Origin of the sequence: Methylobacterium sp. E-066, from assembly GCF_022829635.1 — a bacterium.
In the GTDB taxonomy this organism is placed as follows: domain Bacteria; phylum Pseudomonadota; class Alphaproteobacteria; order Rhizobiales; family Beijerinckiaceae; genus Methylobacterium.
Window position 1 is genome coordinate 44,832 of sequence record NZ_JAKSYO010000090.1, and the last position, 25,278, is coordinate 70,109.

The window sequence follows — 25,278 nt, forward strand, 5'->3', positions numbered from 1 at the left end:
CGGTCGTGATCGGTCCGCGCATCCGGATCCCGCGCTCCCCGAGATCCCGCCTTGCGTGATCGGGATCCCGAGGGGTTCTCAACCCTCGGGCGAATAGTGTTACCAAGGCCGGCGCGCGCGGTGACGGGAGGGCTCGGCCGTGGCATTGCGCGATCATGCTCTTGCTCGCGCTCCTCCTCGCCCTTCTGGTCGTCCTGGCCATCATGATCATCACGCGGCGCTGGACTGGCCGGCTGGCCTCGCTCGCCACCTTGATCGCCGGGGCGATCATGGCCCTGTGGCTGGCCCAGGTCGGGCTGCTGCCGGGCTCGACCGGCCCGCTGACGCCGGACCGCCCCCGGGTCCCGGGGCTCGACCGGTAACGCGCCGGTAACCGTCCCGGCGCGAGCATGGGGCATGCCCACGCTGTCAGCCCCACGTCTGCTCACCTTCCTGGTCTCGGCCGTGCTCATCGGCCTGGCCGTCGCCAGCCTGTACACGCGCATCCCCATGGTCGGACGGACCGTGGTGGCGCATCGGCAATGGTTCTTCATCGGCGCCTACGCGCTGCTGGCGCTCGGGGTCACGACCCGCAGCCTGTGACGGGTCCGGTCTCCGGCCCTCGCGACAGGGCCTGCATTCCGGAAGCCCACCGCCGATTCGGTCGTCATCGCTCTATCGCAACCGCGCCGCGTGCTTCAAAGGAAGTGGATGGCGATGAAGACGACATTCGTGGTGCAGCCGTTCGAGCTGCATCGGAAGCGGCTCAGGCCGGCCCGGCAGGAGCCCGCCCAGAGCGAGTTCGGTGCCCTCAAGAAGGCGGAGGCGCTGGCCGCCCGCATGCCGGGCGCGGCGGCCCTGAAGGTGGTCGCCGACGACGAGACCGGCGAGCTCGAAGGCGTGACCATCCTGGGCCAGTTCGGCGAGGTGCCGGAGGATTTCGCCGAGAGCCTCCAGGGCGGTTGACCCGCGTCACCGGGGCCCGGATCGCCGGGGTATACGGCACGCGCGAAATGCATCGCCGGCCCTCTGGACACTACGTAGAAACAACGTAGCACGATGCTGGTGAGCGATCGCGCGCCCCGAGCCAATATCCGTGCCCCGATACTTCATCGATCTCCACGATGGTGCGAACCTGGTTCGCGACCAAACAGGTTTCGACCTGCCCGATCTCGCCGCCGCACAGGCGCAGGCCGTCCGCATGATGACCCGGATCGCGCAGGGACTCTCGGACCCGCAGGTGCGGCAGGATTACGTGATCGCCGTCCGGGACGAGCAGGGCACCGTCCGCCTGCGGCTGCGTCTGTCGTACGATGTCGAGCCGGGTTGAAGGCCAGGGCCGCCGAGCGACCGCGCCGCGACGGAAGCGGGCCTGCATGCGTTGGTGTCGCGCCGGTTCGCTTGAGCGAGGAGAACGCATGAGACGCTTACGGATCGCGACCCGGCCCTTTCTGACCGCGCTCCCTCTGCTGGCGTGCATGGCGGCGCAGCCGGCGACGGCCCAGACCACGCCGCCGCCGCAGGCGGGCTCGGCCACCGCGACGCCGGACAACGCCATCCTGCTCACGGTCTTCCTGCGGCACGACCAGTCGCGCCCGCTCGCCGATCTGAACGCGCAGCTCGCCAGGCAGGGCTTCTACAAGGCCTTCCCGCCGGCGGGCATCGAGGTCGTGTCCTGGAACGTCGTCATGGGCATCGGGCAGATCATCATCCTACGGCTGCCCGCGACCCGGCTGCGGGAGATCAACCGCGTCTTGGAGGATACGGCCTGGGGCGCGTATCGCACCGAGTTCTACCCGACTTACGATTACAAGGCTGTCGGTCTCGCGGAGCACGACAAGGCCCGGTGAGCACAGCCGGGCCGCCGGCCGTCATGAGGCCGCTTCGGCTGCCGGTGCGAGGCCCGGGCGCAGCGCATCGCTCCACAGGCAGGGATGGCCGAGGCGCTTGGCCTGGTACATCGCCGCATCGGCCCGCTCGACCAGCCCTTGCGCCTGGGCGGCGTGCTGCGGGGCGCAGGCGATCCCGATCGCCGCCCCGACGAGGACCGGCCGCCCGGCGCCGACATCGTAGGGTTCGGTGAGCCGCCGGTGGAGGCGGTGCGCCCGGTCCAGCACGGTCGAGGCCGGGGCGTCGGCCAGGAGCAGGGCGAACTCGTCGCCGCCGAGGCGGGCGGCAATATCCCGATCGCCGAGACCGTCCTGGAGCCGCTCGGCCATCCGCCGCAGCAGCGCGTCGCCGGCGGCGTGGCCGTAGAGATCGTTGACCGGCTTGAACCCGTCGAGATCGATGCACAGCAGGGCGCAGCCCCGGCCGGTGGGCTCGGCCGTGGCCCGGTCGAGCCGCGCCTCGAACAGGTGGCGGTTGGGCAGGCCGGTGAGCGGGTCGTGGTGGGCCATATGGTGCAGCAGCGCCTCCGCCTGCCGGCGCTCGGTCACGTCCTCGTAGAGGGCGACCCAGCCGCCGTCCGTCTGCGGCTGGAGCGTCAGGGCGATCTGGCGGCTGTCCGAGAGCGTCTGCAGCACGGTGACGGGATCGCGCCGGGCCAGGAGCCGCCGGCGCTCCGCCCAGATCTGCGCCGGGTCCCGCTCGGCCTTGAGACCCTTGGCGGCATTGATCGCGATGAGCGTGCAGGCATGCAGGCCCGGTCGCACCGCTCCGTCCGGCTGGCCGAAGATGCCCCGGTAGCCGGCATTGGCGAACAGCAGGCGGTTGCCGGTATCGAACAGGCAGAAGCCGTGCGGCAGGCTATCCAGGGCCCGGACAATCCGGGATCCCAGCCGGCGGTCCCGACGGAATCCGTAGCCCCGGGGACCGACGATCGGCTCCCGCGCGCGCCGCTCCAGCCGCGCCGACACCCTGCCCGCTCGCGCCATCATGGCGACCCCCTTCGAGCACCCGGCGGGATCCGGGCTCCTGCCGGATAGCCGGACGCCCCGCCGAAGACTGCTTCCGAGGCGTCTTAGAATGGGATTCCTTTAGCCAACCTTGACGAAACGGCGTTTGGCTCGAAAGGACGCGACAATCTCGTCAATCGCTCTGATAGCCCCGCGAATTCCGGCCGGCCTCAGATCAGGATCGGTCACTTAGAGTTGCCGGGTCCGGCAGCACAGGCCTGTGCCGGCCCAAGAAAATCCCCGCGGCCGGCCGCCGCGAGGATCGACGAGGACTTGTTTTCGCGCCGGTTCCTCTTGGCGAGACGGCGAAAGCGCCGTCCGAGACCTTACGGCGTCTCGTGCACGCCGTGATGCCCGTCGAGGACGGTGTCGCTGGTCGGGACCGTGTCGGCCACGGCCTGCGCCCGGCGGCGATCCGGGGCGGTCGCCTCGTCGACGAAGGCCGCCACCGCCTCCGTGAGCGGCAGGGTGCGGGTCTGCTGGCTGCCGAGCCGGCGGATCGAGACCGTCCGCTCCTCGGCCTCGCGGCGGCCCAGCGCCAGCAGCACCGGCACCTTGGCGAGGGAGTGCTCCCGAACCTTGTAGTTGATCTTCTCGTTGCGCAGATCGGCCTCGACCCGCAGCCCGGCGCGGTCCAGGGCGCGCACCACCTCATGGGCGTAGGCGTCGGCCTCGCCGGTGATCGTCGCCACCACCACCTGGACCGGGGACAGCCAGAGCGGGAAATGCCCGGCGAAATGCTCGATCAGGATGCCGGTGAAGCGCTCCATCGAGCCGCAGATCGCCCGGTGCACCATCACGGGCGGCTTCCTTGTGCCGTCGGCATCGATGTAGAAGGCGCCGAACCGCTCGGGCAGGTTGAAGTCCACCTGCGTCGTGCCGCATTGCCAGTCGCGGCCGATGGCATCGCGCAGGACATACTCGAATTTCGGCCCGTAGAACGCGCCCTCCCCCGGGTTGACCTCCGTGCGGATCCGGCCGGCCGACTGCGCCTCGATCTGCGTCAGAACCCGGGTCATCACGTCCTCGGCGTGGTCCCAGAGCGCGTCCGAGCCGACGCGCTTCTCGGGCCGGGTCGAGAGCTTCACGACGATCTGGTCGAAGCCGAAATCCGCGTAGGTCGAGAGGATCAGGTCGTTGATCTTCAGGCACTCGTCGGCGAGCTGGTCCTCAGTGCAGAAGACGTGCGCGTCGTCCTGAGTGAAGCCGCGCACGCGCATCAGCCCGTGCATGGCGCCCGACGGCTCGTAGCGGTGCACTACGCCGAACTCGGCGAGCCGCAGGGGCAGGTCCCGGTAGGACTTCAAGCCGTGCTTGAAGATCTGCACGTGCCCCGGGCAGTTCATTGGCTTGAGGGCGAACCAGCGCTTGTCCTCGGCCTCGTCGCCCGCGGACTGCGCGGCGAACATGTTCTCCCGGTACCAGCCCCAGTGGCCGGAGGTCTCCCACAGGGCCTTGTCGAGGATCTGCGGGGCGTTGACCTCGGCGTAGTCGCCCCGGAGGCGACGGCGCATATAGGCGATCAGCTCCTGGAAGATCGTCCAGCCCTTGGCGTGCCAGAAGACGACGCCCGGCCCCTCCTCCTGGAAGTGGAACAGGTCCATCTCCCGGCCGAGGCGACGGTGGTCCCGGCGCTCGGCTTCTTCGAGGCGGTGCAGGTAGCCGTCGAGATCGGCTTGGGCGGCCCAGGCCGTGCCGTAGATGCGCGTCAGCATCGGGTTGTTCGAATCACCCCGCCAATAGGCGCCCGCGACCTTCATCAGCTTGAAGGCGGTGCCGACCTTGGCCGTCGAGGTCATGTGCGGGCCGCGGCACAGGTCGAACCAGTCGCCCTGCCGGTAGATCTTCAGATCCTCGCCCGGAGGGATCGCGTCGACCAGCTCGACCTTGAATTTCTCCTGCTTGCCCTCGAACAGCGCGCGCACGTCCTCGCGTTTCCAGACTTCCTTGGTGAAGGGCGCATCGCGCGAAATGATCTCGCGCATCTTCGCCTCGATCTTCGGGAAGTCCTCGGGCGTGAACGGGGTCTCGCGATAGAAGTCGTAATAGAAGCCGTTCTCGATCACCGGGCCGATCGTCACCTGCGTCTCCGGCCAGAGGCTCTGCACGGCCTCGGCGAGCACGTGCGCACAATCGTGGCGGATCAGCTCCAGGGCGCGCGGGTCGGTGCGGTCCAGGAATTCGATTGCCGCATCCTGGGCGATCGGATCGTCGAGGTCGGTCACCGTGCCGTCGAGCGCCATGGCGACGGTGCGCTTGGCCAGCGACTTGGCGATGCCCTCGACCACGCTGCGGCCGGTGGTGCCGGCAGCGACCTCCCGCGTGTCGCCATTGGGGAAGGTGAGAATCGGCATGGGTCAGGCTCTCCGGGCTCAGTCCTGCATACGGGGCAGGTAAGCGTGTTCTGGGGAGCGGCCGTGTAGACCGATTCTTTTTCTTTGGCGAGGGAATGGCCGCGGATCGTGGCCACGCGAGCCCGGGACGGCGCGCAGCAAAAAGGCCGCGGTGGCTCCTGCCTCCGCGGCCTTCTCGATGGCTCGGTTGATCAGGTCTGCTGCTGCGTCCGGCGGGGCCGCACGGTCCAGCGCTCGAACACGCCCGCCGACTCGTCGGTCTTCGGGTCCTTGGGCTCGGCGGTGGCCTCGGGATGCTGGTGGATCGCCGCGCCGAGCGCCTGGGACAGGCTCTCGATCACGTCGTCGATCCGGGCGTCGCTGTGGATGCTCTCCTGCGGGGCGGGCTGGGGCGGGCTCGGCTCATGAGCCACCGGCGCCGCGTGATGCACGGGCTCCGGGGCGGGCGGCGGGGCCGGCTCCGGCTCGGGCTGAGGCTCCGGGGGAGCCTCGGCGACGGGGGCGGCCGGGGCCGGCTCGACGGCTTCGGGGGCCGGTGTCGCAGCCGCTGCCGCGACCGGGGCTGCCGCGGCGGCCGGAGTCACGATGCGGCGCATGGCGCTCATCGCGCCGTCGTCGGACGGCTCGCTGGTGCGGGCGCTGCTGCTGCCGTAGCGGCCGAAGCCGAACCGCGGCTCGATCAAGTCGAGGACCGCGTCGAGCGCGGCGTTGCTCAGCGGCACCTCTTCGGCCGCCGGCACGCCCTGGATGGCGAGCGCCTGACGCTCGAAGGTCGGCTCGTTGCTGACCTCGCGGCCGAACCAGTTCGGGGCCTGGAAGCCGGCGGCATCGCCGTCATTGTCGAAGGCGACGCTGATCAGGTCGAGATTGCCCGGCGTGACGTAGCGGTCGATCGTGACCTCGCGCCCGCCGATGGTCAGGACGGTGCGGTCGTAGGCGGCCTTGCCGGGGCAGACGTCGAGCAGGGCGTCGCCGTGGGCGCGCGGCACGTCGGTCCGCTCCTCGGCCGGGACGCCGTCCGGGCCCTTGTTCACCAGCACCAGCTGGCAAACCTGGCCGTCGACCCGCACGTAGGAGCTGCGGCCCCCCTGCGCGACGAAATGGCCCTCGGTGATCCGGGCGCCGCCCCGCTCCTTGCGGATCAGGCGGACCAGGGATGGCGCAACCAGGAATCGGCGAATGGTGCTCATGAACTCAAAACCCCTCCCGCTTCGTCGGCGGTGCGCCGATCCGGCGGACTGCCCTCAGGGCCGCCGGCCCGGATGGATCTGCCAAGTCGAGCCCGCGCCGACGGCGTATAAGCTCAACGGCAACGCCGTATTGGCCCGCACATGACCGCATCCATCCCCAATACCGGATGGCGACAACATGAGACGGTTAAGCGCTAAGCAAAAACACGACGAAATCAAGACCGGAACCGGGTTATGATTCGCCCGGAACCCTGCCTGTCCCCGATATCCCGTCTTTCGCCCCGGTTTTTCCAACCCAGGTTAAACCGGAACCGGACGCCTCAGGCGGCCGGCTCGAAGGTCATCGCGGCGCCGTTCATGCAGTAGCGCAGGCCCGTGGGGGCGGGGCCGTCGTCGAAGACATGGCCGAGATGGCCCTTGCAGCGGGCGCAATGGACCTCAGTCCGGACCATCCGGTGGCTGCGGTCGACGGTGGTCTCGACGGCGCCGTCGAGAGGCTCGAAGAAGCTCGGCCAACCGGTGCCGGACTCGAACTTTGTGCCCTGCTCGAACAGCGGCTGTCCACAGCCGACGCAGGTGAAAGTGCCGGGCCGCTTCTCGGCCAGCAGGCAACTGGTGCCGGCCCGCTCGGTGCCGTGCTCGCGCAGCACCCGGTACTGCTCGGGCGTGAGCGTGGCGCGCCACTCGGCCTCGCTACGGGTATCGGGGTTGGTGGTCGCGGTATCGGCCATGGAGATCTCCCTTTTCGATGGGAGATATAGGCATCCCGCGGGGGGCGGCAGTCCGTTTGCCGCAAAACAGATGCAGCGGCGGCATCCTGTCGCTCGCGGTTATGGCGATGCCCGCTATGCCGCCGCCCCCACGGTATCCGCCATCCGAGCCCGGCGGTGGCCCATCGGCAGGGGCGCGCCCGTGGTGGTGTCGCGGGCGGTCTGGTGCTCCAGCTCGGCGTTGATCTCGCCGCCGAGCAGCACGATGGTCGACGAGATCCAGATCCAGGTCATGAAGCCGATCACGGCGCCGAGCGAGCCGTAGGTCTCGTTGTAGGTGCCGAAGCTCGCCACGTACCAGGAGAACAGCAGCGACGCGATCAGCCAGAGCAGCCCGGCGACCAGGCTGCCGAATCCGACCCAGCGCCAGCGGGCATGCTCCCGACTGGGGCCGAACCGGTAGAGCACCGACAGCCCGGCGAGCAGCACCAGCAGCACCGCCGGCCAGCGCAGGGCCGCGAGCAGCCACGCGCCCGAGCCGAGGCCGAGGAAGTTCAGGACCACCGGCACCACCACGATCGCGTTAAGCGCGATGATGATGAACACCAGGGCACCCACCGTGAAGGTGAGCGAGCGGATGTTGAGCCAGAAGAAATTGCGCTTCTCCTCCTCCTCGTAGACGACGTTCAGCGCATCGAACATCGCTTTCATGGCGGCGTTGGCGCTCCAGATCGACAGCAGCAGGCTGGTGAAGAAGGTGACGCTCAGTGAGCTGCTGCCCTTGGCGGCGATGCGCTTGATCTGGTCGCCGATCAGTTCGACCGCGCCCGACGGCAGCACGGCATGCAACTGCGCGAGGTGCTCGTTGATGGCCGTAACGTCGGCGAACAGCCCGTAGCAGGTGACCAGCGCGGCGATGGCCGGGAACAGCGACAGCAGCGTGTAGAAGGTCACCCCGGCGGCCACCGCCAGCACCCGGTCCTTGTTGAACTCCAGGTAGACCCGGACCGCGATGTCCTTCCAGCCGGCCGGCGTCATCTCGGCCGGGCTTTCGGCGGCGCGGCCGCGCTCGGGCTGCGTCGCGGCGGTGAGCTGCGCGGCGCGACCGGCGATCGAGCGCGCGCCGGCATTCACGGCTTTTTTGCGCGCGGCGTCGGCTTCGTCTCGATCCGCCGGCGGTTCCAGAAATTCCGGCTGGGTGGTCGCGCGCCGGCGGGCGGGGGCGGCGGCGAGCGCCACCAGGGCCGAGCCGAGCATCAGGATCCAGAGGAGCGAGCCTGCATCCGGTTCGGAACTCGGGCGGGGGGGCGACGCGGGCATGATGGTACGAGAGGGCCGTCCGCGCGGAACTGCCGCGCTCGAAGGCTCAAACGTCGCCGAAGCGCGGCCGTTCCGCGCCCGATTTCGGGCACGCCCGGCCCCGATGCGCGTTGTGCATCCTATGCGCGATCAGCCCCGCCTCGGATTCTGCTGCAAGTTCGTCCTGGACGAGCCGCCCGGTACCCACGCCACCCTCAAGGCGGAGCGCGAGGCGACGCTCCACATGAACCTGACCAGCGTGACCATGGCGCATCTCGCCAAGCTGGACCCCGTCGCCCGGCGGGCGAAGCTCGCCGGTCTCGTCGCGCACAATCTCGATGCCCTGGCCCGCCAGATCGCCTGGGTCGGGGCGCGGCCGCCGATCGAGCGCCTGCTGCGCATGGCGAGCAACGTCCTGCCCGGCTACACCCACGATATCGCCCGCGCGATCTACGCCGAGCCCGAGATGGTCTCCCTAGTCGAGCGCGGGCTGGCGGAGGCCGGGGCGCTGGCGCGTCGGCTCGGCGTGCGCCTGAGCTTCCACCCGGGGCCGTTCTGCCTGATCGCGAGCCGCAACCCGGTGGCCATCGCCAACGGCCTGTCGGAGCTCGACTATCACGCCGAAATCTTCGACCGCATGGGCTATGGCGGCGGCTGGCATCCGCACGGCGCCCACATCAACATCCATGTCGGCGCCGGCGATCCGGGCGTGGCGGGGTTCCGCGAGACACTGCCGCGGGCGAGCCAGGTGGCGCGCGACCTCGTCACGGTCGAGAACGACGAGAACGTTTTCGGGATCGAGGCGGTGCTCCAGCTCGCCGACCTCGTGCCGGTGGTGCTCGACCTGCACCATCACTGGGTCCAGAGCGGCGGAGAATACATCGAGCCTGACGATCCACGCATCGCCCGGGTGCGGGCTTCCTGGCGCGGGGTGCGGCCGGTGGCCCATATCAGCGTCTCCCGCGAGGCGGTCTCGGCCGAATGCGACCCGGACGCCCTGCCCGACTTCCCGGCGCTGCGTGCCGCCGGCCACGCGGTCCGGGATCTCGCCGCCCATTCCGACATGATGTGGAACCGGGCCGTGAACGACCTCGTCGCCCGCCACATGGTCTGGGCCGATTTCGAGATCGAGGCGAAGGCCAAGAACCACGCCTCGACCCAGATCGCCCGCCACATCACCGATCCGGCCCGGGCGGCGCCGATCGCGGCCGAGTGACGGACGGTCTCGACGCCTTCCGCGGAGGGCGCTAGCACTTTGTTCGCGCATGATGATTCCGGAAAACCGGATTCCACTTTTCCGCATCATGCGCTAGTCAGCCGGCATGAAGACCGCCGATTGCGACATCCTCATCGTCCCGGGGCTCGGGGGCTCGGACGAGGACCACTGGCAGGCCCGCTGGGCCGGCCGCCTTGCCACCGCCCGGCTGATCGCCCAGGACGATTGGCACGCGCCAACCCCCGAGGCCTGGTGCGGGCGGATCATCGAGGCAGTCGCAGCGGCGACCCGGCCGGTGATCCTGATCGCCCACAGCCTCGGCGTTGTGGCCTGCGTCGAGGCGGCGCCCCGTTTCGCCCCGGGTATCGTGCGCGGCGCCCTGTTCGTGGCGTGCCCGGATGTCGATGAGGCGCCCGACCTGCCCGAAGCGGCCCGCGCCTTCGCGCCGGTGCCGCGAGACCCCCTGCCCTTCCCGTCGCTCCTGGTCGCCAGCCGGACCGACCCGTATTGCACCTACGACCGGGCCGATGATTTCGCCCATGCCTGGGGCGCCCTGATCGTGGATGCCGGCGAATCGGGCCACATCAACGTCGCCAGCGGCCACGGGCCGTGGCCCGAGGGGCTGATGCGACTCGCCGGGTTCATGAAGGGGCTGTAGGACGGCCCGCGCCAGGAATTGCACAGGGGCGGGCTCGCGCTTACGCTGTCGGCATGGTCTCGTCAGATCGCAACGCCTCTGCCCTGTCGCTGCTCGACCCGGACCGGCGCGCCGCCTTCGTCGCCCTCGCCGCATCGCGGCAACGCCAGCCGGCCGACCTGCTCAACGACGCCGTCGACGCTTTTCTCAACCTCGACGCCTGGCAGCGTACCGAGATCGAGGCCGCCCTGCGGGAGGCTGAGGCCGGCGATTTCGCCAGCGAAGACGAGGTAGAGGTCGCATTCACCCCGCGGTGAAGCTACGTTTCACCCGCCGTTCGCTCCGGCATCTCGACCAAGTGCGGCGGCATATTTCCGAGGCTGATCCGAGCGCGGCCAATCGCATCGTCGCGCGCATCCGCAAGGCGATCGAGGGTCTCAGACTCTATCCTCTTCGCGGCCGTGTCGGCCGCATCGCGGGCACACGGGAACTGGTGGTCACGGGAACCCCGTATATCGTTCCTTACAGGGTCGTGGACGATGTGATCGAGATCCTGGCCGTCATGCATGGGGCCCGCATCTGGCCCAGCTCCAAGTTCTGATCGGCTGACTGCGTTAACGCGCCGTTTACCCTCGCGGCCTCCAGTGTCGGCTTGGGCGGTCCTTCGCCCCGAAGGCGCCCCTGGAGAGCACCGTGACGCGTAAAGAGCTTCTGGAACGACTCGACGTGGTCCAGGCCGCCCTCGGGCAACGGGCCCACATCAACTTCAACAGCTCGCTGTTCAACGACGCCGCGCTCCTGAAGCGCATCGAGGCGTTCGAGGCGAAGGTCGGCGAGGTCGAGAAGCCGAAGGTCGCCGACTACACCGGCAACATGTTCACCCGGATCGCCAATCGCCGCGCCGCCACGGCCGCCGCCAAGTAGCCGGTCCGGCCTATTTCGCCTCGGGCTCTGCTGCGCGCAGCAGCTCGCCCGCCACGTCAGCGAGGCGCGGCGGGGCCTCGCGCACGAAGGGCAGCGGCCGGCAGACATTGAGGGCGGCCAGCCCGAATCGGGCAGTCATCAGCCCGTTGAGCACGCCCTCCCCCAGCTTGGCCGAGACTCGGGCGGCGATCCCGAGCCCCAGCACCTGCTGCATCACGCTCTCGCCCACCGCCATGCCGCCGGTGACGGTGAGATGCCCGACCGCGGCCCGCGCCAGCCGCAGAAATCCCAGGAAGCCTGGCCGGCCGCCGTAGATGGCGGCGATCCGGCGCAGCAGCCGGACGGCGGCGAACACCACGAACGCGACGTCGACGATCGCCCGCGGCGACAGCGCCGTGACCGCCGAGACCTGCTTGGCGGCGGACGCGATGGCGTTGCGCGCCTGACGGTCGAGGCCGGCCAGCAACTCGTGCTCGGCCAGGCCGATCCGGTCGTCCACGTCGAGGATCGCGTCGGCGGCGGCGTCGATCCGGGCGCGGCCCGGCGCTAGGGCTTCGCGGTCGGCGTAGAAGGCCGAGAGCGCCTGCACCACCGCCTGCGCGCCGGTATGGTCGCGGCTGCCGAGCGCGTCGACCGCCGATTGCCGCAGCCGCTCGATCTTCCGCTCGCGGCGCAGGCCGGCCAATTCCCGCCCGACGATCGCCAGGAGCGCCAGCCCGGCGACACACAGCAGCGCGAGCGCCACCCAGCCGAGCCAGGGCGCGGCCTGGAACAGGTCGGCGATCATCCGCTCGACCGAGAGCCCGATCCCCAGGGAGACCAAGCCGCCAGCCGCCGACAGGAACAGCGCCCCCCAGGGCGAGCGCCGCCGTGGCGCCACCGGCACCGCGACGCCGTCGGCCGCGTCGATGATCTCGAACGGCTCCTCGACGATCCGGGCCTGCTCCGGCCGGGCCGCCAGCGGCGTCGTGGTCACGCCGGGACCCGGCGGCGGCTCGGGATTGATCCGGAAGGCGCGGGGCTTCTGGCCTGAGGACATGGCTTACGGCCTCCAGAGGGGGTTTTTCAGTTTTGCCCTCACGGCAGTGGGCCGTTGGAGCCGGTCGGTGCAGGCGCGCCGGGTGCGGTCGCTGAATTGGGCTGCCGGGCCGATCTGTCGGGCCGCGGATCGTCGGCAGGCTTGCGGTCGACGCCTCAGCGTCGACGTGTGAGCGCGTATCCCCTCGCCCCGCTTGCGGGGAGAGGGCTCCGGCGACCTTGTCGTCGCCGGAGCGAGGCGGCAGCCGGGGGTGAGGGGGTGGCTCCGAATGAGTCTCATCCGTTCAAGCCCCCTCACCGCCGCTCCGGCTTCGCCTGCGCTTCCCGCACGGACGACGAGGTCCGTGCGGGCCTCTCCCCGCGCGCGGGGAGAGGGGAACCCGCGCCTCGTCCGGCGACGGCAGCTTCTCGGAAAGCTACCCTCCCCATCACCCGAGCCTGTCGCCGATCAGAAACTGCATCGCCCGGTCGAGGCGGATCTGCGGCAGGTGGCCGGGGCGGCCGAGGCCGTCGGGGCGGATCAGCGGCGGGCGGAAGCGGGGGAAGCGCAGCGAGCCCGGGGCGACGGCGCCCTCCAGCACGGCTTCCGCGCGGGCCGGCAGCTCGCCCGGGAACACCGCCGCCTCGCTGTTGCCGTCGAACACCTCGTCGCCCACCGTCTCGCCGGCCTCCGGCGTTCCCGCGACCGCGCGCAAGACCTCGGAGCCGTCATGCACCGTGGTCTCGCGGGTAGCGCGCACGGAGGCGAGCGCCACGGTGCCGACCCGGGCGCCCGCGGCCTCGGTCCGGCGCATGGAGCGGGAGACGAGAAGGCGCAGCAGCGCGTCGAGCCGGTCGTGGCTGGTCTGGTGGAGGTGGTCGGCCTTGGTGGCGGCGAACAGCACCCGGTCGGCCCGGGGCGCGAACAGCTTCGACAGCACCGTGTTGCGGCCGATGTTGAGGCTGAGCAGCACCGCGTCCAGCGCCTCCTCCAGCTCCGCCAGGGCCGTGGCGCCGGCATCGACGGCGGCGAGCACATCCACCAGCACGATCTGCCGGTCGACGCGCTGGAAATGGTCGCGGAAGAATGGGGTGACGACCTTGGCCTTGTAGGCCTCGAAGCGCCGCTCCATCAGCCCGGCGAGGCTGTCGGGGGCGATGCTGCCGGCGAGATTGTCCAGTGGCGCGAAGGTCAGGGCCGGCGAGCCCGCGAGGTCGCCGGGCATCAGGAAGCGACCCGGGGGCGTCGTGGCGACCGATTCCGGGCCGGCGCGCAGGGCCGCCAGATAGGCCTTGAACGCGTCGCTGGCCCGCTCGGCCGCGACCTCGTCGAGGGGGCCGTTGGGATCGAAGCCCTTGAGCGCCTCCAGCCACGGCGCCGCCACGGTGGATCGACCAGGCCGGCGGGTGCCGTTGATCGTGGCCCGGGACCACGCGGTGTAGCCGGTCTCGATCAGCGCCAGGTCGAGGAGCCATTCGCCCGGATAATCGACCACGTCGAGCATCAGGGTCGCGGGGCCGCTGCGCCAGCCGGCGGCGCGCTCGTAGGCGATCTCCAGGCGGAACTGGCTGATCCGGTCGGTGGAGCGCGGCCAGCGCCTTGCCTCGGTGAGCGTCGCGAAATGCTCCTCGAAGGGGAAGCGCGGCACGTCGTCGTCGGGCTGCGGCACCAGCCGGGCGCGGCGCAGGCGGCCCTCCTGCGCGGGCGCGAAGGCCGGCAGGGCGTGCGCCTCCACGAGGTGGTGGATCAGCGCCGTGGTGAACACGGTCTTGCCCGAGCGTGCGAGCCCGGTGACCCCGAGCCGCAAGGTCGGCTGGATCAGCAGGTCGTGCGAGGCTTCGGCGAAGGCTTTGACGGCCGAGCCGGCGCGTGCGGCAAGGTCGGTCAGGGGCACGGGCGGGCTCGTCGTCTGGGAAAAGAGGCGGGGCACAGGTGGCGCGGTTCGGCCCGAACCGCAAGGCTTGCCCCCGGTACTGGGTTTCCAAAGGGCTCAGCCCTTTGGCGGGGTTCGGGGGCGGAGCCCCTGAGGTTCGCAGGGCTCTGCCCTGCACCCGCAAAAGGTCGAAGACCTTTTGAAACCTTGCCTTTAGGGCGCGGGTGTCGTCGGCTTCAGGCGGGCGATGGCCCCGGTGACGAGGTCCGGGCCGGCCCGGAGGGTACCGAGCTCCACCGCCGACATCGCTAGCATCACCGGCGCCAGGTTGGGCCGCGGTGTGCCGTCGGGCTCGAACAGGTCGAGGTCGTCGCCCGGCTTCAGCCCGACGCTGCCGCTGATCCGGGCGGCATAGGCCTGGATCCGGACCTCGTCGCCGGTGCACAGCGGGGCCGGCAGCCGCAGGTCGAGCAGGGGCAGTCCGACCGCGATGGCCGGCAGCTGAGCGGATTCGGCGACCATTCGGTCGGGGCTCGGCACCTTGCGGTCGAGGAGCGCCGTGGGATCCGCAGCGCCGCGGGTCGTGCCCGCCCGGCCGGGCTCGGCCGAGATCCCGGCGGCGATGTCGGGCACCGGCTGGAGCATCGCCACCCGCGGCACGCGGGCGGCGGCCGGACGCGCGGCGGCCCGGCCGGCCATCCGGGCGAGGGGCGACCAGGGCTGCACCCGCAGGGCCCTGGCCCGGCCCCGGGGCACGCCGCCCGGCCGGTGCGAGGCGAGGAAGCGGGCGCGCAGCGTCCGGCCGAGCCCCCGGGGCGCCAAAGTCGCCGAGACGGCCGGCGTCGCCACGCCCTTCCCCACCCGCGCCGGTGTCGCGATCCGGCACTCGGAGGGCGCCCAGCGTCGCACGATGGCGAGCGCGTTGCGGCGGCCGTAATCCCGGACGTAGCGGCGCAGCAGGCTCGCCGCCGCGTCGGCCCCGTCGGCCAGGGTGGCGAAGGCGGTGTGGCCCTCGGCATCGGCGCCGATCTCTCCGGGCCAGCGGGCCGACTTGATGCACCAGCCGTTGTTCAGCCGGACGCAGCGGGCGACGTAGGGCGGGTCCTCGGCGAGCCGGGCGGTCAGCGCCAGGGCCCGCGGCAGCAGGAATTCGCCGGCCTGCGCGTGCCAGTTGGAGACCGATCGTGTGGCGGGATCGAAGCGCGGCGGCGCGGCCTCGGCCGGGGCCGTCGCCACCGGCGGCGCGGCCAGGAGCGTGGCGGCGCGTTTCTCCAAGAGGGGCGTCAGGCTCGCCAGCAGGACGAGGGCGTTCAGCAGCACGCGGGCGGGCTCCGGCTGTACGGCGCCGCGACGACTCCCGTCTCGATCCCGTTGTTCGCCCGATCGCGTCCCCTCACGGGTTCAGCACCTTCAAGACCGCCTCGTGCAGGCGCGGGTCGCCGGCGGCCACGATCCGTCCGCCGTTCGCGGCCGAGCCGCCGTCCCAGGCCGTGACCCGGCCGCCCGCACCCTCAACGATCGGGATCAGCGCGACGATGTCGTAGGGCTTCAAGCCGGCCTCGACCACGAGGTCGATCTGCCCGGCCGCAAGCATGCAATAGGCGTAGCAATCGGCGCCGTAGCGGGACAGCCGCACCTGGCCTTCCAGGGCGCGGAAGCGCTCGGCCTCGTCGCCCTCCGCGAACAGGCGCGGATCGGTGGTGGCCAGGATCGCCTGGCCGAGATCGGCGCAGCGTCGGGTGCGCAGGGTGCGCTCCCCCGCTGGGCCGCGCAGGCGGGCGTGGCGGCCGTCGCCGGTGAAGCGCTCGCCGAGATAGGGCTGGTGCATCAGCCCGCGCACCGGCACGCCGGTGCGGGTCAGGCCGATCAGCGTGCCCCAGGTCGGCAGGCCGGCGATGAAGGCCCGGGTGCCGTCGATCGGGTCGAGCACCCAGACGCATTCGGCGTCCAGGCGCTCGCCGCCGAATTCCTCGCCCAGGATGCCGTGGCCGGGGAATGTCTGGCCGATCATCGCCCGGAGCACCACCTCGGCGGCCCGGTCGGCCTCGGTGACCGGATCGAACGGCGCGCCGCCGCGCGCCTTGTCGTCGAGGCCGAACTGGGCGCGGAAGAACGGCAGGATCGCATTGCCGGACGCATCCGCGAGATCGTCCATGAACCGTCCGAGTTCGACGACGCTCATCGGCCCTGCCCCCTGCTCTGCCCGCGACCCGTCCGGTGGCCCGGCCGTGCGCGACGAAACCGGGGCAGCCCCCCAGCCGTCAAGCCCCCTCCGTTCATGCCTCGGCCGGTTCGGGCGTGCGCGCCGTCTTGCCGGCCTCCGGGGCGGCGGCGATGTCGGCCTGGACCGCGGCCAGAACCGCCTCGATCGCCTCGCGCAGGGAGGCGACCTGCCCGGCGGCGTTCGTCGCGCCCTCTTTGGCATGGGCCACCCGTTCCGACTGGCCGTTCTGGGCGAGCCACAGGCCGAGCAGGACCGGCACCCCCGGCATCCGCTCCTGCAGGCGCCCGACCAGCCGGCGCAGGTGCGTCGGCTCGCCGGTCAAGGCCAGCGAGACCACGCAGGCCATCCGGGCCGAGCCCGGCTCGAACCGACCGATCCGCGCCGAGGACGCGTCCGAGAACGGCAGCGTGCGGATGCCGATGCCGCGCTTCTCCAGGATCTGCGCCAGGATCGCGGCCGCCGCCTCGTCGAGGAAGCCGCGCCCGGAGACGCACAGCACCGCGCCCTGGCGCGTCCAGACCTCCGGCAGGGTCTCAGGCGACGGGCCGATCGGCATGGGGCTGCAGGCGTTCTCGGCCCCCTCGCCCGCCGTCTCGGTGCCCGCGTCGCTGCGCTCGGACAGGTCGGCGATCAACTCGCCGAGGGCGGTGCGCATGGCGCCCTTCTGCTGGGCGGTGAGCACGCCGCGCGCGGCGTCGCGGGCGGCGAGTTCGAGGCCCTTGAGCACGACCTCGTCGTAGTAGGACGACAGCGAGCATTGCTGCAGGATCAGCTCGGCATGCCCCAAAACCTCCTCGGAATCGCCCGCCAGGATGCGCTGGTAGAAGTTCTGCACCGGGGTGAGCGCCGGCCGGTCGCCGAACAGCACGTCGAGGAATTCGAGGTGCTCGACATGGCGCCCCAGCACCACCAGGCAGACGGTGAGCGGCGTCGACAGCAGCAGGCCGACGGGCCCCCACAGCCAGGTCCAGAACAGGGCCGAGACCAGCACCGCGAACGGCGAGAGCCCGGTGGACTGGCCGTAGACGATCGGCTCGAACACCTGGCCGGTGAGGGGCTCCAGGATCAGGAACAGGATCGTCACCGCGATCATCATGTTCCAGCCGGGATCGACCGCGGCGGCCAGGATGATCGGCAGGAGCGCCGACAGGAACGCGCCGATATACGGCACGAACCGCATCAGGCCGGAAAAAATCGCCCAGAGCACCGGGTTCGGCACGCCGATGACATAGAGACCGATCCCGATCACGACCCCGAAGGCGGTGTTGAGGGCGAGCTGCACCACGAAGTAGCGGCTCAGGCGTCCGGCCGCGTCGTCGATCGCTCCGGTGGTGCGATGCAGGTCGCTCGACCCCGCGAGCCGGATCATGCGGTCGCGCAGATCCTCGCGCTGCATCAGGACGAACAGCAGCACCACGAAGACGATGCCCACCGTGGCCAACGGCTGCAGCACCGGCGACAGCAGGGTGCCGAGCATCTCCAGCGGCCCCGGCTGGGTCGACGCTACCTCGACCACGACGGGTTTCGAGCCCGGCTTGGCTTGGTCCAGCCCGGAGGCGGATTCGGGGGTCTGCGGCGCGGCTTGCGGCTGTTCTTTAGCCGGCTCCTTGGCCTGTTCCTGGCCGCCGGTATGGAGCGCCCGGCCGATATTGGCGACGTAGTCGGTGATGTGCCCCACCGGCGAGGTGCGCAGGCCCTCGATCTTGCGCTCGATTGTGGCGCGGTAGCGCGGGATGTCGCCCACGAGGTCGGCCGCCTGGATGCCGATCAGCGTCGCCAGGGCACCGACGATCCCGAGCGTCAGCAGGACGCTCACGCCCACCGCCACCAGCCGCGGCAGCCGAAGGCGTCGCAGGCGGCTCACCAGCGGCGTCAGCACGAAGGACAGGAGCAGCGCGATCGCGATCGGGATGAAGATCTCGCGGCCGAAATACAGGATCGCTACGATGGTGGCTCCGACCAGGATCGGCGAGGCCATCGTGGCCCGCGGGGTCTCGGCCGCGGCGACCCGGGTCGGACGCGGCGGAACCAGCGCCTGTCCAGGCTGCTGCGCCCCGACCGGGGTTTTGGTACCCATGCTGCGAGTCCACGCCCCGAACGCCACACGCGGGCGCCCGCCGGGGTCGCGGGGCCTCGCGGCATGGGAACGGCACGGAGCCGGAAAACGATCCCGCTTGCCTCGCGGATCCGTGAGGGGGCTTCAGAGGCGGAGCGTCGGACTCAGGCGGTGGTCAGGTCCGCGCGTCGACCAGCAGGAGCGCCAGGATGTCGGCAAGTTCAGCTGCGTTGATGGTGGCAAGAGCCTGGATGGCGAGGTCGGCTGCATCGCATGCGTCCACTGCGTCCGACGACCGGAAGACCACCTGCGGGTCGTAATCGGCGCTGTGCCGAAGCTCCTGCAAGCTGGCAAAGGCACTGGCGAATTCCCGTGCCGCAGGCGAGACGCCCGTCCGCTGCAGCAGCGCCTGATGCCGCTGGCTGAGAACCGGCCTGTCGATGGCACGGCAGATTTCCTTCATCCGGCCGTGGGCGAAGCCGCGATACACCAGCGCGTAAGCCGCGGTGCCGCTCTGGGCGGCTCCGACGAAGCGCTCGGCCGCCAGTTTCAAGGTCGTGTGGAACAGTGCGTAATAGGCCGTCGAGATCGCGCGCCGAAGCTCGGCATCACGCGGCGCCGGTCCCGATGCCCGCGCACGGGCCGCTGCGAGCAGCTCAAGCGGGTCGAGCACCGGCCCGGGCGTTCCAGTCGTCGCGCGAGAGGAAGCGCACGAACGGGTAGCGTTCGTCACCGGCCTCGATCAGGGCGTCCCGGATCCTCTGGCCGATACGGATCCGCGCCGCCGGGGTCAGGAGCGGTTGCTGGGTCCGATCCAGCTGCAGCGTGATGAAGTAGGCCGGCTCGTCCGACGAATCGAGACGGATGTCGACCTCGGCATCGCCGGCTTGCGAGCCCGCGACGCTGTGAACGGCATCAAGACTGATCGCGCGAATCTCTGCCATCGGAAGGTCGGCCATGCCGGGATCCTGCTGCCGCGGCAGGCGACCGTCAATGTCGGCCGGCCGTCGTCCTACGCCCCTTGCACCCCGGCCCGGGCCACCTCGCTCACATCCTGCAATTCGGGGAGCGACCAGCACATCTTCATCACCCGCTTGGCCTGGGCCTCCGGCAGGACGCCGGCGGCGAGATCGGCGAACTTCGCCTCCAGCTGCGCATCGGACATCGGCTTCTCGACGCTGCCGATCGCGTGCTCAATCCGGCGGTGGAAGCTGCGCCCGTCGGTCAAGGTCACGGTCATGTCGACCTGCGCGGCGTCGATGCCCGGAGTGATCACCGGCACCACCTTCTGGCGCAGGGCCACGACCCGCGGGTCGTTCACCGCCCGGTCGCTGAACTGCTTCTCGCCGCCCGCGCCTTCCACCAGGGCGATCGCGGCGGCATGGTAGATGCTGAACTTGCCCTCCAGCCCGGTCTTCGGCGCGGTCTTGCCGGTGAGCTCCAGCACCAGCGGGTGGACCTTGAGATCGACCCGGGCGATGTCTTCCGGCCGGACATGGTCCTGGTCGCGGATCTGCACGCCCGCATCGATCGTCGGATGCATGACGATGCCGCAGGCGAAGGGCTTGTAGGTGTTGAGCAGCGCCTCGTAGCGGGTGCCCAGCCCGTCGGTGATCTCGGACCAGTCCTGCTTGGTCGAGATGGTGTTGGCCCAGCCGCGCTTGGCCTCGATCATGCCGTCGGATGAGGTAAACCCCTTGCTCGCCAGGATCGCCGCGAACAGGCCGTTCGAGGCCGCCCGGCCCGGGTTGAAGCTCTTGTTCATCGAGCCGAACGATTCGCGCAGGCCCACCGGCTGCGAGGCGGCGAGCCCCAGCGCGTAGATCATCTGCTGTTCGGTGAGCCCCATCAGCTTGCCGACGGCGGCCGCGGCGCCGAACGGCCCGCACGTGCCGGTGATGTGCCAGCCGGCATCGTAGTGGTTCGGGTAGACCGCGTTGCCGATCCGGCACTCGGTCTCGATTCCGACTACCAGCGCGTCGAGGAAGTCCTTCCCCGAGACCGGCTTCATCTGGGCATAGGCCAGGATCGCCGAGGCGACTGGGCCGGCCGGATGGATGATCGTCTTGAGATGGGTGTCGTCGAAGTCGAAGATGTGGCTCGCCACGCCGCTGAGGAAGGCGGCGTTCATGATGTCGAACCGCTCCGCCCGGCCGAACAGGCCGGCCTGCGGCGGCCCGGAAAAGGGCTGCAGCGCCGAGACCGCCACATCCACGGTCTCGTGGTGCGAGCCGCCGATCGCCACGCCGACCCAGTTGAGGAAGCTGCGCACGCCCTCGCGGCGAACATTCTCCGGCAGGGTGTCGTAGGACGAGGCCAGGATCCACTGCGCAAGGATTTTTGTGACGGGCGGCGGCGCCTTGGCGGCTGGCTTCGCAGCCTCGGCGGCCTGTGCGCTTTCGAGGCCCGGTGCCGCGAGGGCGAGGCCTGCGGCGCCGATGAGCGAGCGGCGATTGAAGGTCATGGCGTTCTCCCGTCAGGCCGGCCGCCTGAGGCTTGCCCTGTTGGTCGACACGATACTGAATAAAGCGCGGGTCCGTCAGGGGGGCGTTTCGTATCTGCGCGCAGGCACCGCCCTTTCCCGGGCGTATGGAGCGTGAGCGGAATGCGACCCGGGATCCAGCGCAAGACGACGCGCAGCGTCTGTGTGGTTTAGGTAAGGTGCCGCTGCGCGGCGCTTTTCGTGCTGGGTCCCGGATCACCTTCCACTGACGTTGCAGGTGTCCGGGAAAGGGCCTCGCGCCTCACACCAACACCGGCAAAGCCTCCTGCTCGCCGATCTCGAAAACCCGGCGGTAGCGGGCGATCTCGTCGGCCGGCCCCTGCGCCTTGGTCGGGTTGTCGGAGAGCTTGACCGTCGGGCGGCCGTTCGCCTCCACGACCTTGCAGACCACCGAGACCGGATCGAGCTTGCCGTCGGGCAGGAGACCCCGAAAATCGTTGGTGAGCAGGGTGCCCCAGCCGTAGCCGATGCGCATGCGCCCGTGGAAATGGCCGTGGATGCGCTCGATCTCGTCGATGTCGAGCCCGTCGGAGAAGATCGCGAGTTTTTCCCCGGGATCGTAGCCGCGATCCTGCCAGAACCGGATCACCTCCTCGCCGCCCGCGATCGGGTCCTTCGAATCGATGCGGATCCCGGTCCAGTCGCTCACCCAGTCCGGGGCGTTCGCCAGGAACCCGGTGGTGCCGTAGGTGTCGGGCAGGATGACCCGCAGGTTGCCGTCGTAATCCTCCTGCCAGTCGGCCAGAACCGCGTAGGGCGCGGCGGCGAGCGCCGCGTCGTCCTCGGCGAGCGCCGCGTAGACCATTGGCAATTCGTGGGCGTTGGTGCCCACCGGCTCGACCTCCTGCCGGGCGGCGATCAGGCAGTTCGAGGTGCCGAGGAACGCCGAGCCCAGCCCCTCGGCCATCGCCTGCACGCACCAATCCTGCCAGAGGAAGCCGTGGCGCCGGCGCGTGCCGAAATCCGCTACCGACAGGTCGGGCAGCTTCTGCAGCCGCTGGATCTTCTCCCAGACCCGGGTCATCGCCCGGGCGTAGAGCACCTGAAGGTCGAGCTTGCCGAGGCCCCGCAGCACGGCGCGCGCCCGCAGCTCGTTCAGGATCGCCAGCGCCGGGACCTCCCACATCGTGGTCTCGATCCAGGGGCCGTGGAACGTCAGCTCGTACTGGCCGTCATGGACGGCGAGTTCGTAGTCCGGCAGCTGAAAACCCTCGAACCACGCCACGAATTCCGGGCCGAGGATCCGCCCCTGGCCGCGGAACACGTTGCCGCGCAGCCAGGTCACCTCGCCCTTGCTGAGCCGGAGGCTGCGGGCATGGTCGAGCTGCTCGCGCAGCAGGCCGGCATCGACTTCGTCGGCGATGCGGATGCGCTTGGTGCGGTTGGTGATCCCGAAGGTGGTGTCGATCTGCGGATGCCGCCGCAGGATCGTCTGCGCCATCAGCAGCTTGTAGAAATCGGTGTCGAGCAGCGACCGCACGATCGGGTCGATGCGGAAGCTGTGATCGTAGACCCGCTTCGCCAGATCAATCATGTTTTTCGGACTCGTCCGCGCGTCTCACGGCGCAGAGCGCATGCCGGGCGCGGCCGCGTCAAGAAGAAGGGCGGCACGTCCCTACGACGCGCCGCCCCCCGTTACCCACGTCGCCAAGTCACAAACAATCAGGCGAGGTCGACCTTCTTGGTCTCGGTCTTGGGGCTCTCGCCGGTGAGCGACGCCTTCACGTAGCCGTAGAGGTGCAGCATCGTGCTGTTGGGGCTGTCCCAGTACTCGCCCTTCTCCGGGTGGACGCGGATCAGCGCGACCTCGGGATCGTTCTTGCCGTTGGGGAACCAGGTCTTCAGGCTCTCATTCCACTTCTCGTCGATCTTGGCCTGATCGCGCACGATCTCGGCCTTGCCGGCCACCGACACGTAGGTCTGGCTCGACGGGTCGGAGTAGGCCAGGTTCACCTGGTTGTCCTTGCTGATCTCGGTGGTCTTGGGCGAGTGCAGCTTGGTGAAGAACCACAGATCGCCGTTCTCGTCGGCGTCATTGTTCCACATCGGGCGGCTGTTGAGCGTCCCCTCGGCATCGACCGTGGTCATCATGGCGATCTTCACGTCCTTGACCAGCTCGAACAGCTTCTTGGCGCCCTCGTGGTCGCGGTGGTTGCCCTGATGCATCGGGAAAAGTCTCCTGGTCGTGGTCTGCGGGCGGCGTACCTGCGCGGTGCGCCGATCCCGAAAGAGTCTCGACACAACGGGCGAGGGCCACGTTGGTTCAGGCCCCGAGACGGACTCCCGCCGGCAAGGCTGGCGTTTGCCGCACGCAGGGCTACAAGGGACCAAATTCCGGGGCTCCGACGGCCAGCGAATACGGCCGGATACGCCCGTCCCGAGACGCCCCATCAGGAGTCGAGAATCGTGGCTATCACTCGCGACGACGTGCTGCGCGCGCTCCAATCCGTCACCGTCGATGCCGCCGGCACCACGCTGCCCGGCTCCGGGCGACTGTCCCAGGTCGTGGTCGATCCGAGCAACCGGGTGATGTTCTCGATCCTGGTCGATCCGAGCGAGGCCGAGCGGTTCGAGCCGGTGCGGCGGCAGGCGGAGGGGCGCGTCCTGCAGATGCCGGGCGTCTCGGGCGTGTTCGCCAGCCTCACTTCGGAGCGCGGCCCGGGCATGCCGGCCCAGAGCGACGCCGCGCCCCGGCCGGTGACGCCGCCGCCGGTGGCACCGCCGAGGCCCGGGGCGCCGCCGAACCAGGGGCCGCAGATCGCCGGCGTGCGCCACATCGTGGCGGTCGCCTCCGGCAAGGGCGGCGTCGGCAAGTCCACCACCGCTTGCAACCTCGCGCTGGCCCTCCAGGCCCAGGGGTTGAAGGTCGGCCTGCTCGATGCCGACATCTACGGACCGTCGGTGCCGAAACTGTTCGGCCTGTCGGGCAAGCCGACCGTGGTCGACAACAAGTCCATGGAGCCGATGGTCGGCTACGGGCTGAAGGTGATGTCGATCGGCTTCCTGATCGAGCCCGAGACGGCGATGATCTGGCGCGGGCCGATGGTGCAATCGGCCATCACCCAGATGCTGCGCGACGTGCTCTGGGGCGAGCTCGACGTGCTCATCGTCGACATGCCGCCGGGCACCGGCGACGCCCAGCTCACCATGGCCCAGGCAACCCCGCTCTCGGGCGCCGTCATCGTCTCGACGCCCCAGGACCTCGCGCTGATCGATGCGCGGCGCGGCGTGACCATGTTCAAGAAGGTCGCGGTCCCGATCCTCGGGGTGATCGAGAACATGGCGACCTTCATCTGCCCGAATTGCGGCCACGCCTCGCACATCTTCGGGCATGGCGGCGCCCGCATCGAGGCGCAGCGCCTCGGCGTGCCGTTCCTGGGTGAGGTGCCCCTCGACATGACGATCCGCGAGACCTCGGATTCCGGCCGGCCCGTGGTGGCGACCGATCCGGACGGCCCGCACGCTAAAATCTATCGCGACATCGCCGCCGCCCTGTGGGCGAACCTCTCGGGCGCCCCGGCCGGGCGCACCGCGCCGAAGATCGTCTTCGAGTGATTTTTTCTCTGTGGACCGCCCGCAGATCCTGGGCCTGATCCTCGCCGGCGGCCTCGGCCGGCGGATGGGCGGCGTCGACAAGCCCCTGATGCGGCTGGGCGGGCGCACCCTGCTCGACCGGGTGGTCGAGCGGCTCGGCCCGCAATGCGGGGCGGGGCTCGCGCTCAACGCCAACGGCGATCCGGACCGGTTCGCCGGGTTTCCGGGGCCGCTGCTACCGGATCCGCTGCCAGGCCAGCTCGGACCGCTCGCCGGCATTCTCGCGGGGCTGGAGCACGCCGCCGCGCATCATCCGGGTGTGACTCATGTCCTGAGCGTGCCCGGGGACGCCCCGTTCCTGCCGGGCGATCTCGCCGCGCGGCTCGGATCAGCCCTGAAGGACTCGCCGATCGCGCTCGCCGCCTCGGGCGGGCACGAGCACTACACCGTGGCGCTCTGGCCGGTGGAGCTGCGGGCGGATCTGCGCCGCGCCCTGGTGGAGCGGGACGAGCGGCGGGTCGGCGCGTTCATCGCGCGCCACGGCGCTGCTGTCGTGGAGTGGCCGGTTGAAACGGTCGATCCGTTCCTGAACCTCAACACGCCGGAGGATCTGGCTGCGGCTGCAGAACTCGACCGCGGGCTCGCCCAAACGGGCCGTGCTGCCGAAGGACTGCCAAGCGCTTGAGCGCCCCGATGGCGTCCGGGCGGATTACTCGTCCCACACCGTCATTGCTGTGGAGGTTCACAAATTCGCTGATCGCGGCACGCTGCCCCTGGAGGGCTTTGCGATGCGCGACAACAGCTTTGACCGGACGATCGAGCGGAACTACGTCCAGAAGTGGCGCTTCCTGATCAAAGAATACG

The 25,278-nt window shown here is 70.3% G+C and carries 28 protein-coding genes; 13 read left to right on the forward strand and 15 right to left on the reverse strand.

The features are described from left to right. The first annotated feature begins 155 nt into the window (after positions 1-155). From MKL20_RS11390 to MKL20_RS11410, 5 genes are all read left to right on the forward strand, one after another. The gene (locus tag MKL20_RS11390) at positions 156-362 is read left to right on the forward strand and encodes a hypothetical protein (RefSeq protein WP_244036754.1); all 207 of its coding nucleotides are present in this window, start codon (positions 156-158) and stop codon (positions 360-362) included. A gap of 34 nt (positions 363-396) precedes the next feature. Continuing rightward, positions 397-582, forward strand: coding sequence for a hypothetical protein (locus MKL20_RS11395; RefSeq protein WP_050731805.1), 186 nt, complete (start codon positions 397-399; stop codon positions 580-582). 108 nt (positions 583-690) lie between these two features. Further along, positions 691-945: a hypothetical protein gene (locus MKL20_RS11400; RefSeq protein ID WP_058194295.1), complete on the forward strand. Its 255-nt coding sequence runs from the start codon at positions 691-693 to the stop codon at positions 943-945. Between the two features lie 130 nt (positions 946-1,075). Beyond that, positions 1,076-1,309, forward strand: a complete 234-nt coding sequence (locus tag MKL20_RS11405) for a DUF6894 family protein (protein ID WP_243965371.1) — start codon at positions 1,076-1,078, stop codon at positions 1,307-1,309. Between the two features lie 88 nt (positions 1,310-1,397). Continuing rightward, positions 1,398-1,829 (forward strand): hypothetical protein, encoded by a 432-nt coding sequence (locus MKL20_RS11410; RefSeq protein WP_409568142.1) that lies wholly within the window; start codon positions 1,398-1,400, stop codon positions 1,827-1,829. Between the two features lie 21 nt (positions 1,830-1,850). Here the strand turns inward: MKL20_RS11410 and MKL20_RS11415 are convergent, their stop codons facing one another. From MKL20_RS11415 to MKL20_RS11435, 5 genes are all read right to left on the reverse strand, one after another. Then, positions 1,851-2,837, reverse strand: coding sequence for a sensor domain-containing diguanylate cyclase (locus MKL20_RS11415; protein WP_244036755.1), 987 nt, complete (start codon positions 2,835-2,837; stop codon positions 1,851-1,853). A gap of 365 nt (positions 2,838-3,202) precedes the next feature. Further along, a complete protein-coding gene (thrS, locus tag MKL20_RS11420) occupies positions 3,203-5,230 on the reverse strand; it encodes a threonine--tRNA ligase (protein WP_244036756.1) in 2,028 nt (675 codons plus the stop codon). A gap of 191 nt (positions 5,231-5,421) precedes the next feature. Beyond that, positions 5,422-6,420, reverse strand: a complete 999-nt coding sequence (locus MKL20_RS11425) for a hypothetical protein (protein ID WP_244036757.1) — start codon at positions 6,418-6,420, stop codon at positions 5,422-5,424. Positions 6,421-6,740: 320 nt separating this feature from the next. Beyond that, positions 6,741-7,151 (reverse strand): peptide-methionine (R)-S-oxide reductase MsrB, encoded by a 411-nt coding sequence (msrB, locus tag MKL20_RS11430; protein WP_244036758.1) that lies wholly within the window; start codon positions 7,149-7,151, stop codon positions 6,741-6,743. A gap of 114 nt (positions 7,152-7,265) precedes the next feature. Then, positions 7,266-8,450, reverse strand: a complete 1,185-nt coding sequence (locus tag MKL20_RS11435) for a YihY/virulence factor BrkB family protein (RefSeq protein WP_244036759.1) — start codon at positions 8,448-8,450, stop codon at positions 7,266-7,268. A 121-nt stretch (positions 8,451-8,571) separates the two neighbouring features. On the opposite strand from MKL20_RS11435, the gene MKL20_RS11440 reads away from it, so the two are divergent. The 5 genes from MKL20_RS11440 to MKL20_RS11460 all read left to right on the forward strand — a co-directional run bounded on the left by MKL20_RS11440 (position 8,572) and on the right by MKL20_RS11460 (position 11,206). Beyond that, a complete protein-coding gene (locus tag MKL20_RS11440; RefSeq protein WP_244036760.1) occupies positions 8,572-9,645 on the forward strand; it encodes a UV damage endonuclease UvsE in 1,074 nt (357 codons plus the stop codon). 106 nt (positions 9,646-9,751) lie between these two features. Beyond that, positions 9,752-10,303: an RBBP9/YdeN family alpha/beta hydrolase gene (locus MKL20_RS11445; RefSeq protein WP_244036761.1), complete on the forward strand. Its 552-nt coding sequence runs from the start codon at positions 9,752-9,754 to the stop codon at positions 10,301-10,303. 53 nt (positions 10,304-10,356) lie between these two features. After that, complete coding sequence (locus MKL20_RS11450) at positions 10,357-10,599, forward strand: CopG family ribbon-helix-helix protein (protein ID WP_244036762.1); 243 nt, start codon at positions 10,357-10,359, stop codon at positions 10,597-10,599. After that, the gene (locus MKL20_RS11455; RefSeq protein WP_244036763.1) at positions 10,596-10,883 is read left to right on the forward strand and encodes a type II toxin-antitoxin system RelE/ParE family toxin; all 288 of its coding nucleotides are present in this window, start codon (positions 10,596-10,598) and stop codon (positions 10,881-10,883) included. Before MKL20_RS11450 ends, MKL20_RS11455 begins: the two co-directional genes overlap by 4 nt. 92 nt (positions 10,884-10,975) lie before the next feature. Further along, the gene (locus MKL20_RS11460) at positions 10,976-11,206 is read left to right on the forward strand and encodes a hypothetical protein (RefSeq protein WP_147856450.1); all 231 of its coding nucleotides are present in this window, start codon (positions 10,976-10,978) and stop codon (positions 11,204-11,206) included. A gap of 10 nt (positions 11,207-11,216) precedes the next feature. Here the strand turns inward: MKL20_RS11460 and MKL20_RS11465 are convergent, their stop codons facing one another. From MKL20_RS11465 to MKL20_RS11510, 10 genes are all read right to left on the reverse strand, one after another. After that, positions 11,217-12,245: a YcjF family protein gene (locus MKL20_RS11465; protein ID WP_244036764.1), complete on the reverse strand. Its 1,029-nt coding sequence runs from the start codon at positions 12,243-12,245 to the stop codon at positions 11,217-11,219. 427 nt (positions 12,246-12,672) lie between these two features. Beyond that, entirely contained in the window at positions 12,673-14,118 is a 1,446-nt protein-coding gene (locus tag MKL20_RS11470; protein WP_244036765.1) for a YcjX family protein, read from the reverse strand. 192 nt (positions 14,119-14,310) lie between these two features. Further along, positions 14,311-15,417 carry a hypothetical protein gene (locus MKL20_RS11475; RefSeq protein WP_244036766.1) on the reverse strand — a complete coding sequence of 369 codons (1,107 nt, stop codon included), beginning with the start codon at positions 15,415-15,417 and terminating at the stop codon, positions 14,311-14,313. A gap of 73 nt (positions 15,418-15,490) precedes the next feature. Continuing rightward, positions 15,491-16,279 (reverse strand): histidinol-phosphatase, encoded by a 789-nt coding sequence (gene hisN, locus MKL20_RS11480; RefSeq protein WP_244036767.1) that lies wholly within the window; start codon positions 16,277-16,279, stop codon positions 15,491-15,493. A 94-nt stretch (positions 16,280-16,373) separates the two neighbouring features. Beyond that, positions 16,374-18,398, reverse strand: coding sequence for an AI-2E family transporter (locus MKL20_RS11485; protein WP_244036768.1), 2,025 nt, complete (start codon positions 18,396-18,398; stop codon positions 16,374-16,376). A 154-nt stretch (positions 18,399-18,552) separates the two neighbouring features. Beyond that, a complete protein-coding gene (locus MKL20_RS11490) occupies positions 18,553-19,050 on the reverse strand; it encodes a hypothetical protein (RefSeq protein ID WP_244036769.1) in 498 nt (165 codons plus the stop codon). Next, a complete protein-coding gene (locus MKL20_RS11495) occupies positions 19,034-19,336 on the reverse strand; it encodes a hypothetical protein (protein ID WP_243965415.1) in 303 nt (100 codons plus the stop codon). The genes MKL20_RS11490 and MKL20_RS11495 overlap by 17 nt, the downstream gene beginning before the upstream one ends. A gap of 53 nt (positions 19,337-19,389) precedes the next feature. Next, positions 19,390-20,841, reverse strand: a complete 1,452-nt coding sequence (locus tag MKL20_RS11500) for an MmgE/PrpD family protein (RefSeq protein ID WP_244036770.1) — start codon at positions 20,839-20,841, stop codon at positions 19,390-19,392. 280 nt (positions 20,842-21,121) lie between these two features. Then, on the reverse strand, positions 21,122-22,414 hold the full coding sequence (locus MKL20_RS11505) for a nicotinate phosphoribosyltransferase (protein ID WP_244036771.1): 1,293 nt from the start codon (positions 22,412-22,414) through the stop codon (positions 21,122-21,124). A 128-nt stretch (positions 22,415-22,542) separates the two neighbouring features. Next, on the reverse strand, positions 22,543-23,046 hold the full coding sequence (locus MKL20_RS11510) for a pyridoxamine 5'-phosphate oxidase family protein (protein WP_243965427.1): 504 nt from the start codon (positions 23,044-23,046) through the stop codon (positions 22,543-22,545). 240 nt (positions 23,047-23,286) lie between these two features. Between MKL20_RS11510 and apbC the strand changes: the two genes are divergently transcribed. The 3 genes from apbC to MKL20_RS11525 all read left to right on the forward strand — a co-directional run. Continuing rightward, a complete protein-coding gene (apbC, locus tag MKL20_RS11515) occupies positions 23,287-24,435 on the forward strand; it encodes an iron-sulfur cluster carrier protein ApbC (RefSeq protein WP_244036772.1) in 1,149 nt (382 codons plus the stop codon). A gap of 10 nt (positions 24,436-24,445) precedes the next feature. Continuing rightward, positions 24,446-25,099 carry a molybdenum cofactor guanylyltransferase MobA gene (gene mobA, locus MKL20_RS11520; protein WP_313902717.1) on the forward strand — a complete coding sequence of 218 codons (654 nt, stop codon included), beginning with the start codon at positions 24,446-24,448 and terminating at the stop codon, positions 25,097-25,099. After that, the coding region (locus tag MKL20_RS11525) for a hypothetical protein (protein ID WP_244036773.1) at positions 25,071-25,278 on the forward strand (208 nt) is incomplete at its 3' end. The genes mobA and MKL20_RS11525, both read left to right, overlap by 29 nt.

What these genes read in the sequence shown, in the direction of transcription:
- MKL20_RS11500 (WP_244036770.1), bottom strand. Translation starts at nt 20,841, where the DNA reads ATGACCTTCAATCGCCGCTCGCTCATCGGCGCCGCAGGCCTCGCCCTC.
- MKL20_RS11435 (WP_244036759.1), bottom strand. Translation starts at nt 8,450, where the DNA reads ATGCCCGCGTCGCCCCCCCGCCCGAGTTCCGAACCGGATGCAGGCTCG.
- MKL20_RS11395 (WP_050731805.1), top strand. Translation starts at nt 397, where the DNA reads ATGCCCACGCTGTCAGCCCCACGTCTGCTCACCTTCCTGGTCTCGGCC.
- MKL20_RS11510 (WP_243965427.1), bottom strand. Translation starts at nt 23,046, where the DNA reads ATGCATCAGGGCAACCACCGCGACCACGAGGGCGCCAAGAAGCTGTTC.
- MKL20_RS11465 (WP_244036764.1), bottom strand. Translation starts at nt 12,245, where the DNA reads ATGTCCTCAGGCCAGAAGCCCCGCGCCTTCCGGATCAATCCCGAGCCG.
- MKL20_RS11505 (WP_244036771.1), bottom strand. Translation starts at nt 22,414, where the DNA reads ATGATTGATCTGGCGAAGCGGGTCTACGATCACAGCTTCCGCATCGAC.
- MKL20_RS11400 (WP_058194295.1), top strand. Translation starts at nt 691, where the DNA reads ATGGCGATGAAGACGACATTCGTGGTGCAGCCGTTCGAGCTGCATCGG.
- MKL20_RS11440 (WP_244036760.1), top strand. Translation starts at nt 8,572, where the DNA reads ATGCGCGATCAGCCCCGCCTCGGATTCTGCTGCAAGTTCGTCCTGGAC.
- MKL20_RS11410 (WP_409568142.1), top strand. Translation starts at nt 1,398, where the DNA reads ATGAGACGCTTACGGATCGCGACCCGGCCCTTTCTGACCGCGCTCCCT.
- MKL20_RS11485 (WP_244036768.1), bottom strand. Translation starts at nt 18,398, where the DNA reads ATGGGTACCAAAACCCCGGTCGGGGCGCAGCAGCCTGGACAGGCGCTG.
- MKL20_RS11425 (WP_244036757.1), bottom strand. Translation starts at nt 6,420, where the DNA reads ATGAGCACCATTCGCCGATTCCTGGTTGCGCCATCCCTGGTCCGCCTG.
- thrS (WP_244036756.1), bottom strand. Translation starts at nt 5,230, where the DNA reads ATGCCGATTCTCACCTTCCCCAATGGCGACACGCGGGAGGTCGCTGCC.
- hisN (WP_244036767.1), bottom strand. Translation starts at nt 16,279, where the DNA reads ATGAGCGTCGTCGAACTCGGACGGTTCATGGACGATCTCGCGGATGCG.
- MKL20_RS11450 (WP_244036762.1), top strand. Translation starts at nt 10,357, where the DNA reads ATGGTCTCGTCAGATCGCAACGCCTCTGCCCTGTCGCTGCTCGACCCG.
- MKL20_RS11495 (WP_243965415.1), bottom strand. Translation starts at nt 19,336, where the DNA reads ATGGCCGACCTTCCGATGGCAGAGATTCGCGCGATCAGTCTTGATGCC.
- MKL20_RS11445 (WP_244036761.1), top strand. Translation starts at nt 9,752, where the DNA reads ATGAAGACCGCCGATTGCGACATCCTCATCGTCCCGGGGCTCGGGGGC.
- MKL20_RS11390 (WP_244036754.1), top strand. Translation starts at nt 156, where the DNA reads ATGCTCTTGCTCGCGCTCCTCCTCGCCCTTCTGGTCGTCCTGGCCATC.
- msrB (WP_244036758.1), bottom strand. Translation starts at nt 7,151, where the DNA reads ATGGCCGATACCGCGACCACCAACCCCGATACCCGTAGCGAGGCCGAG.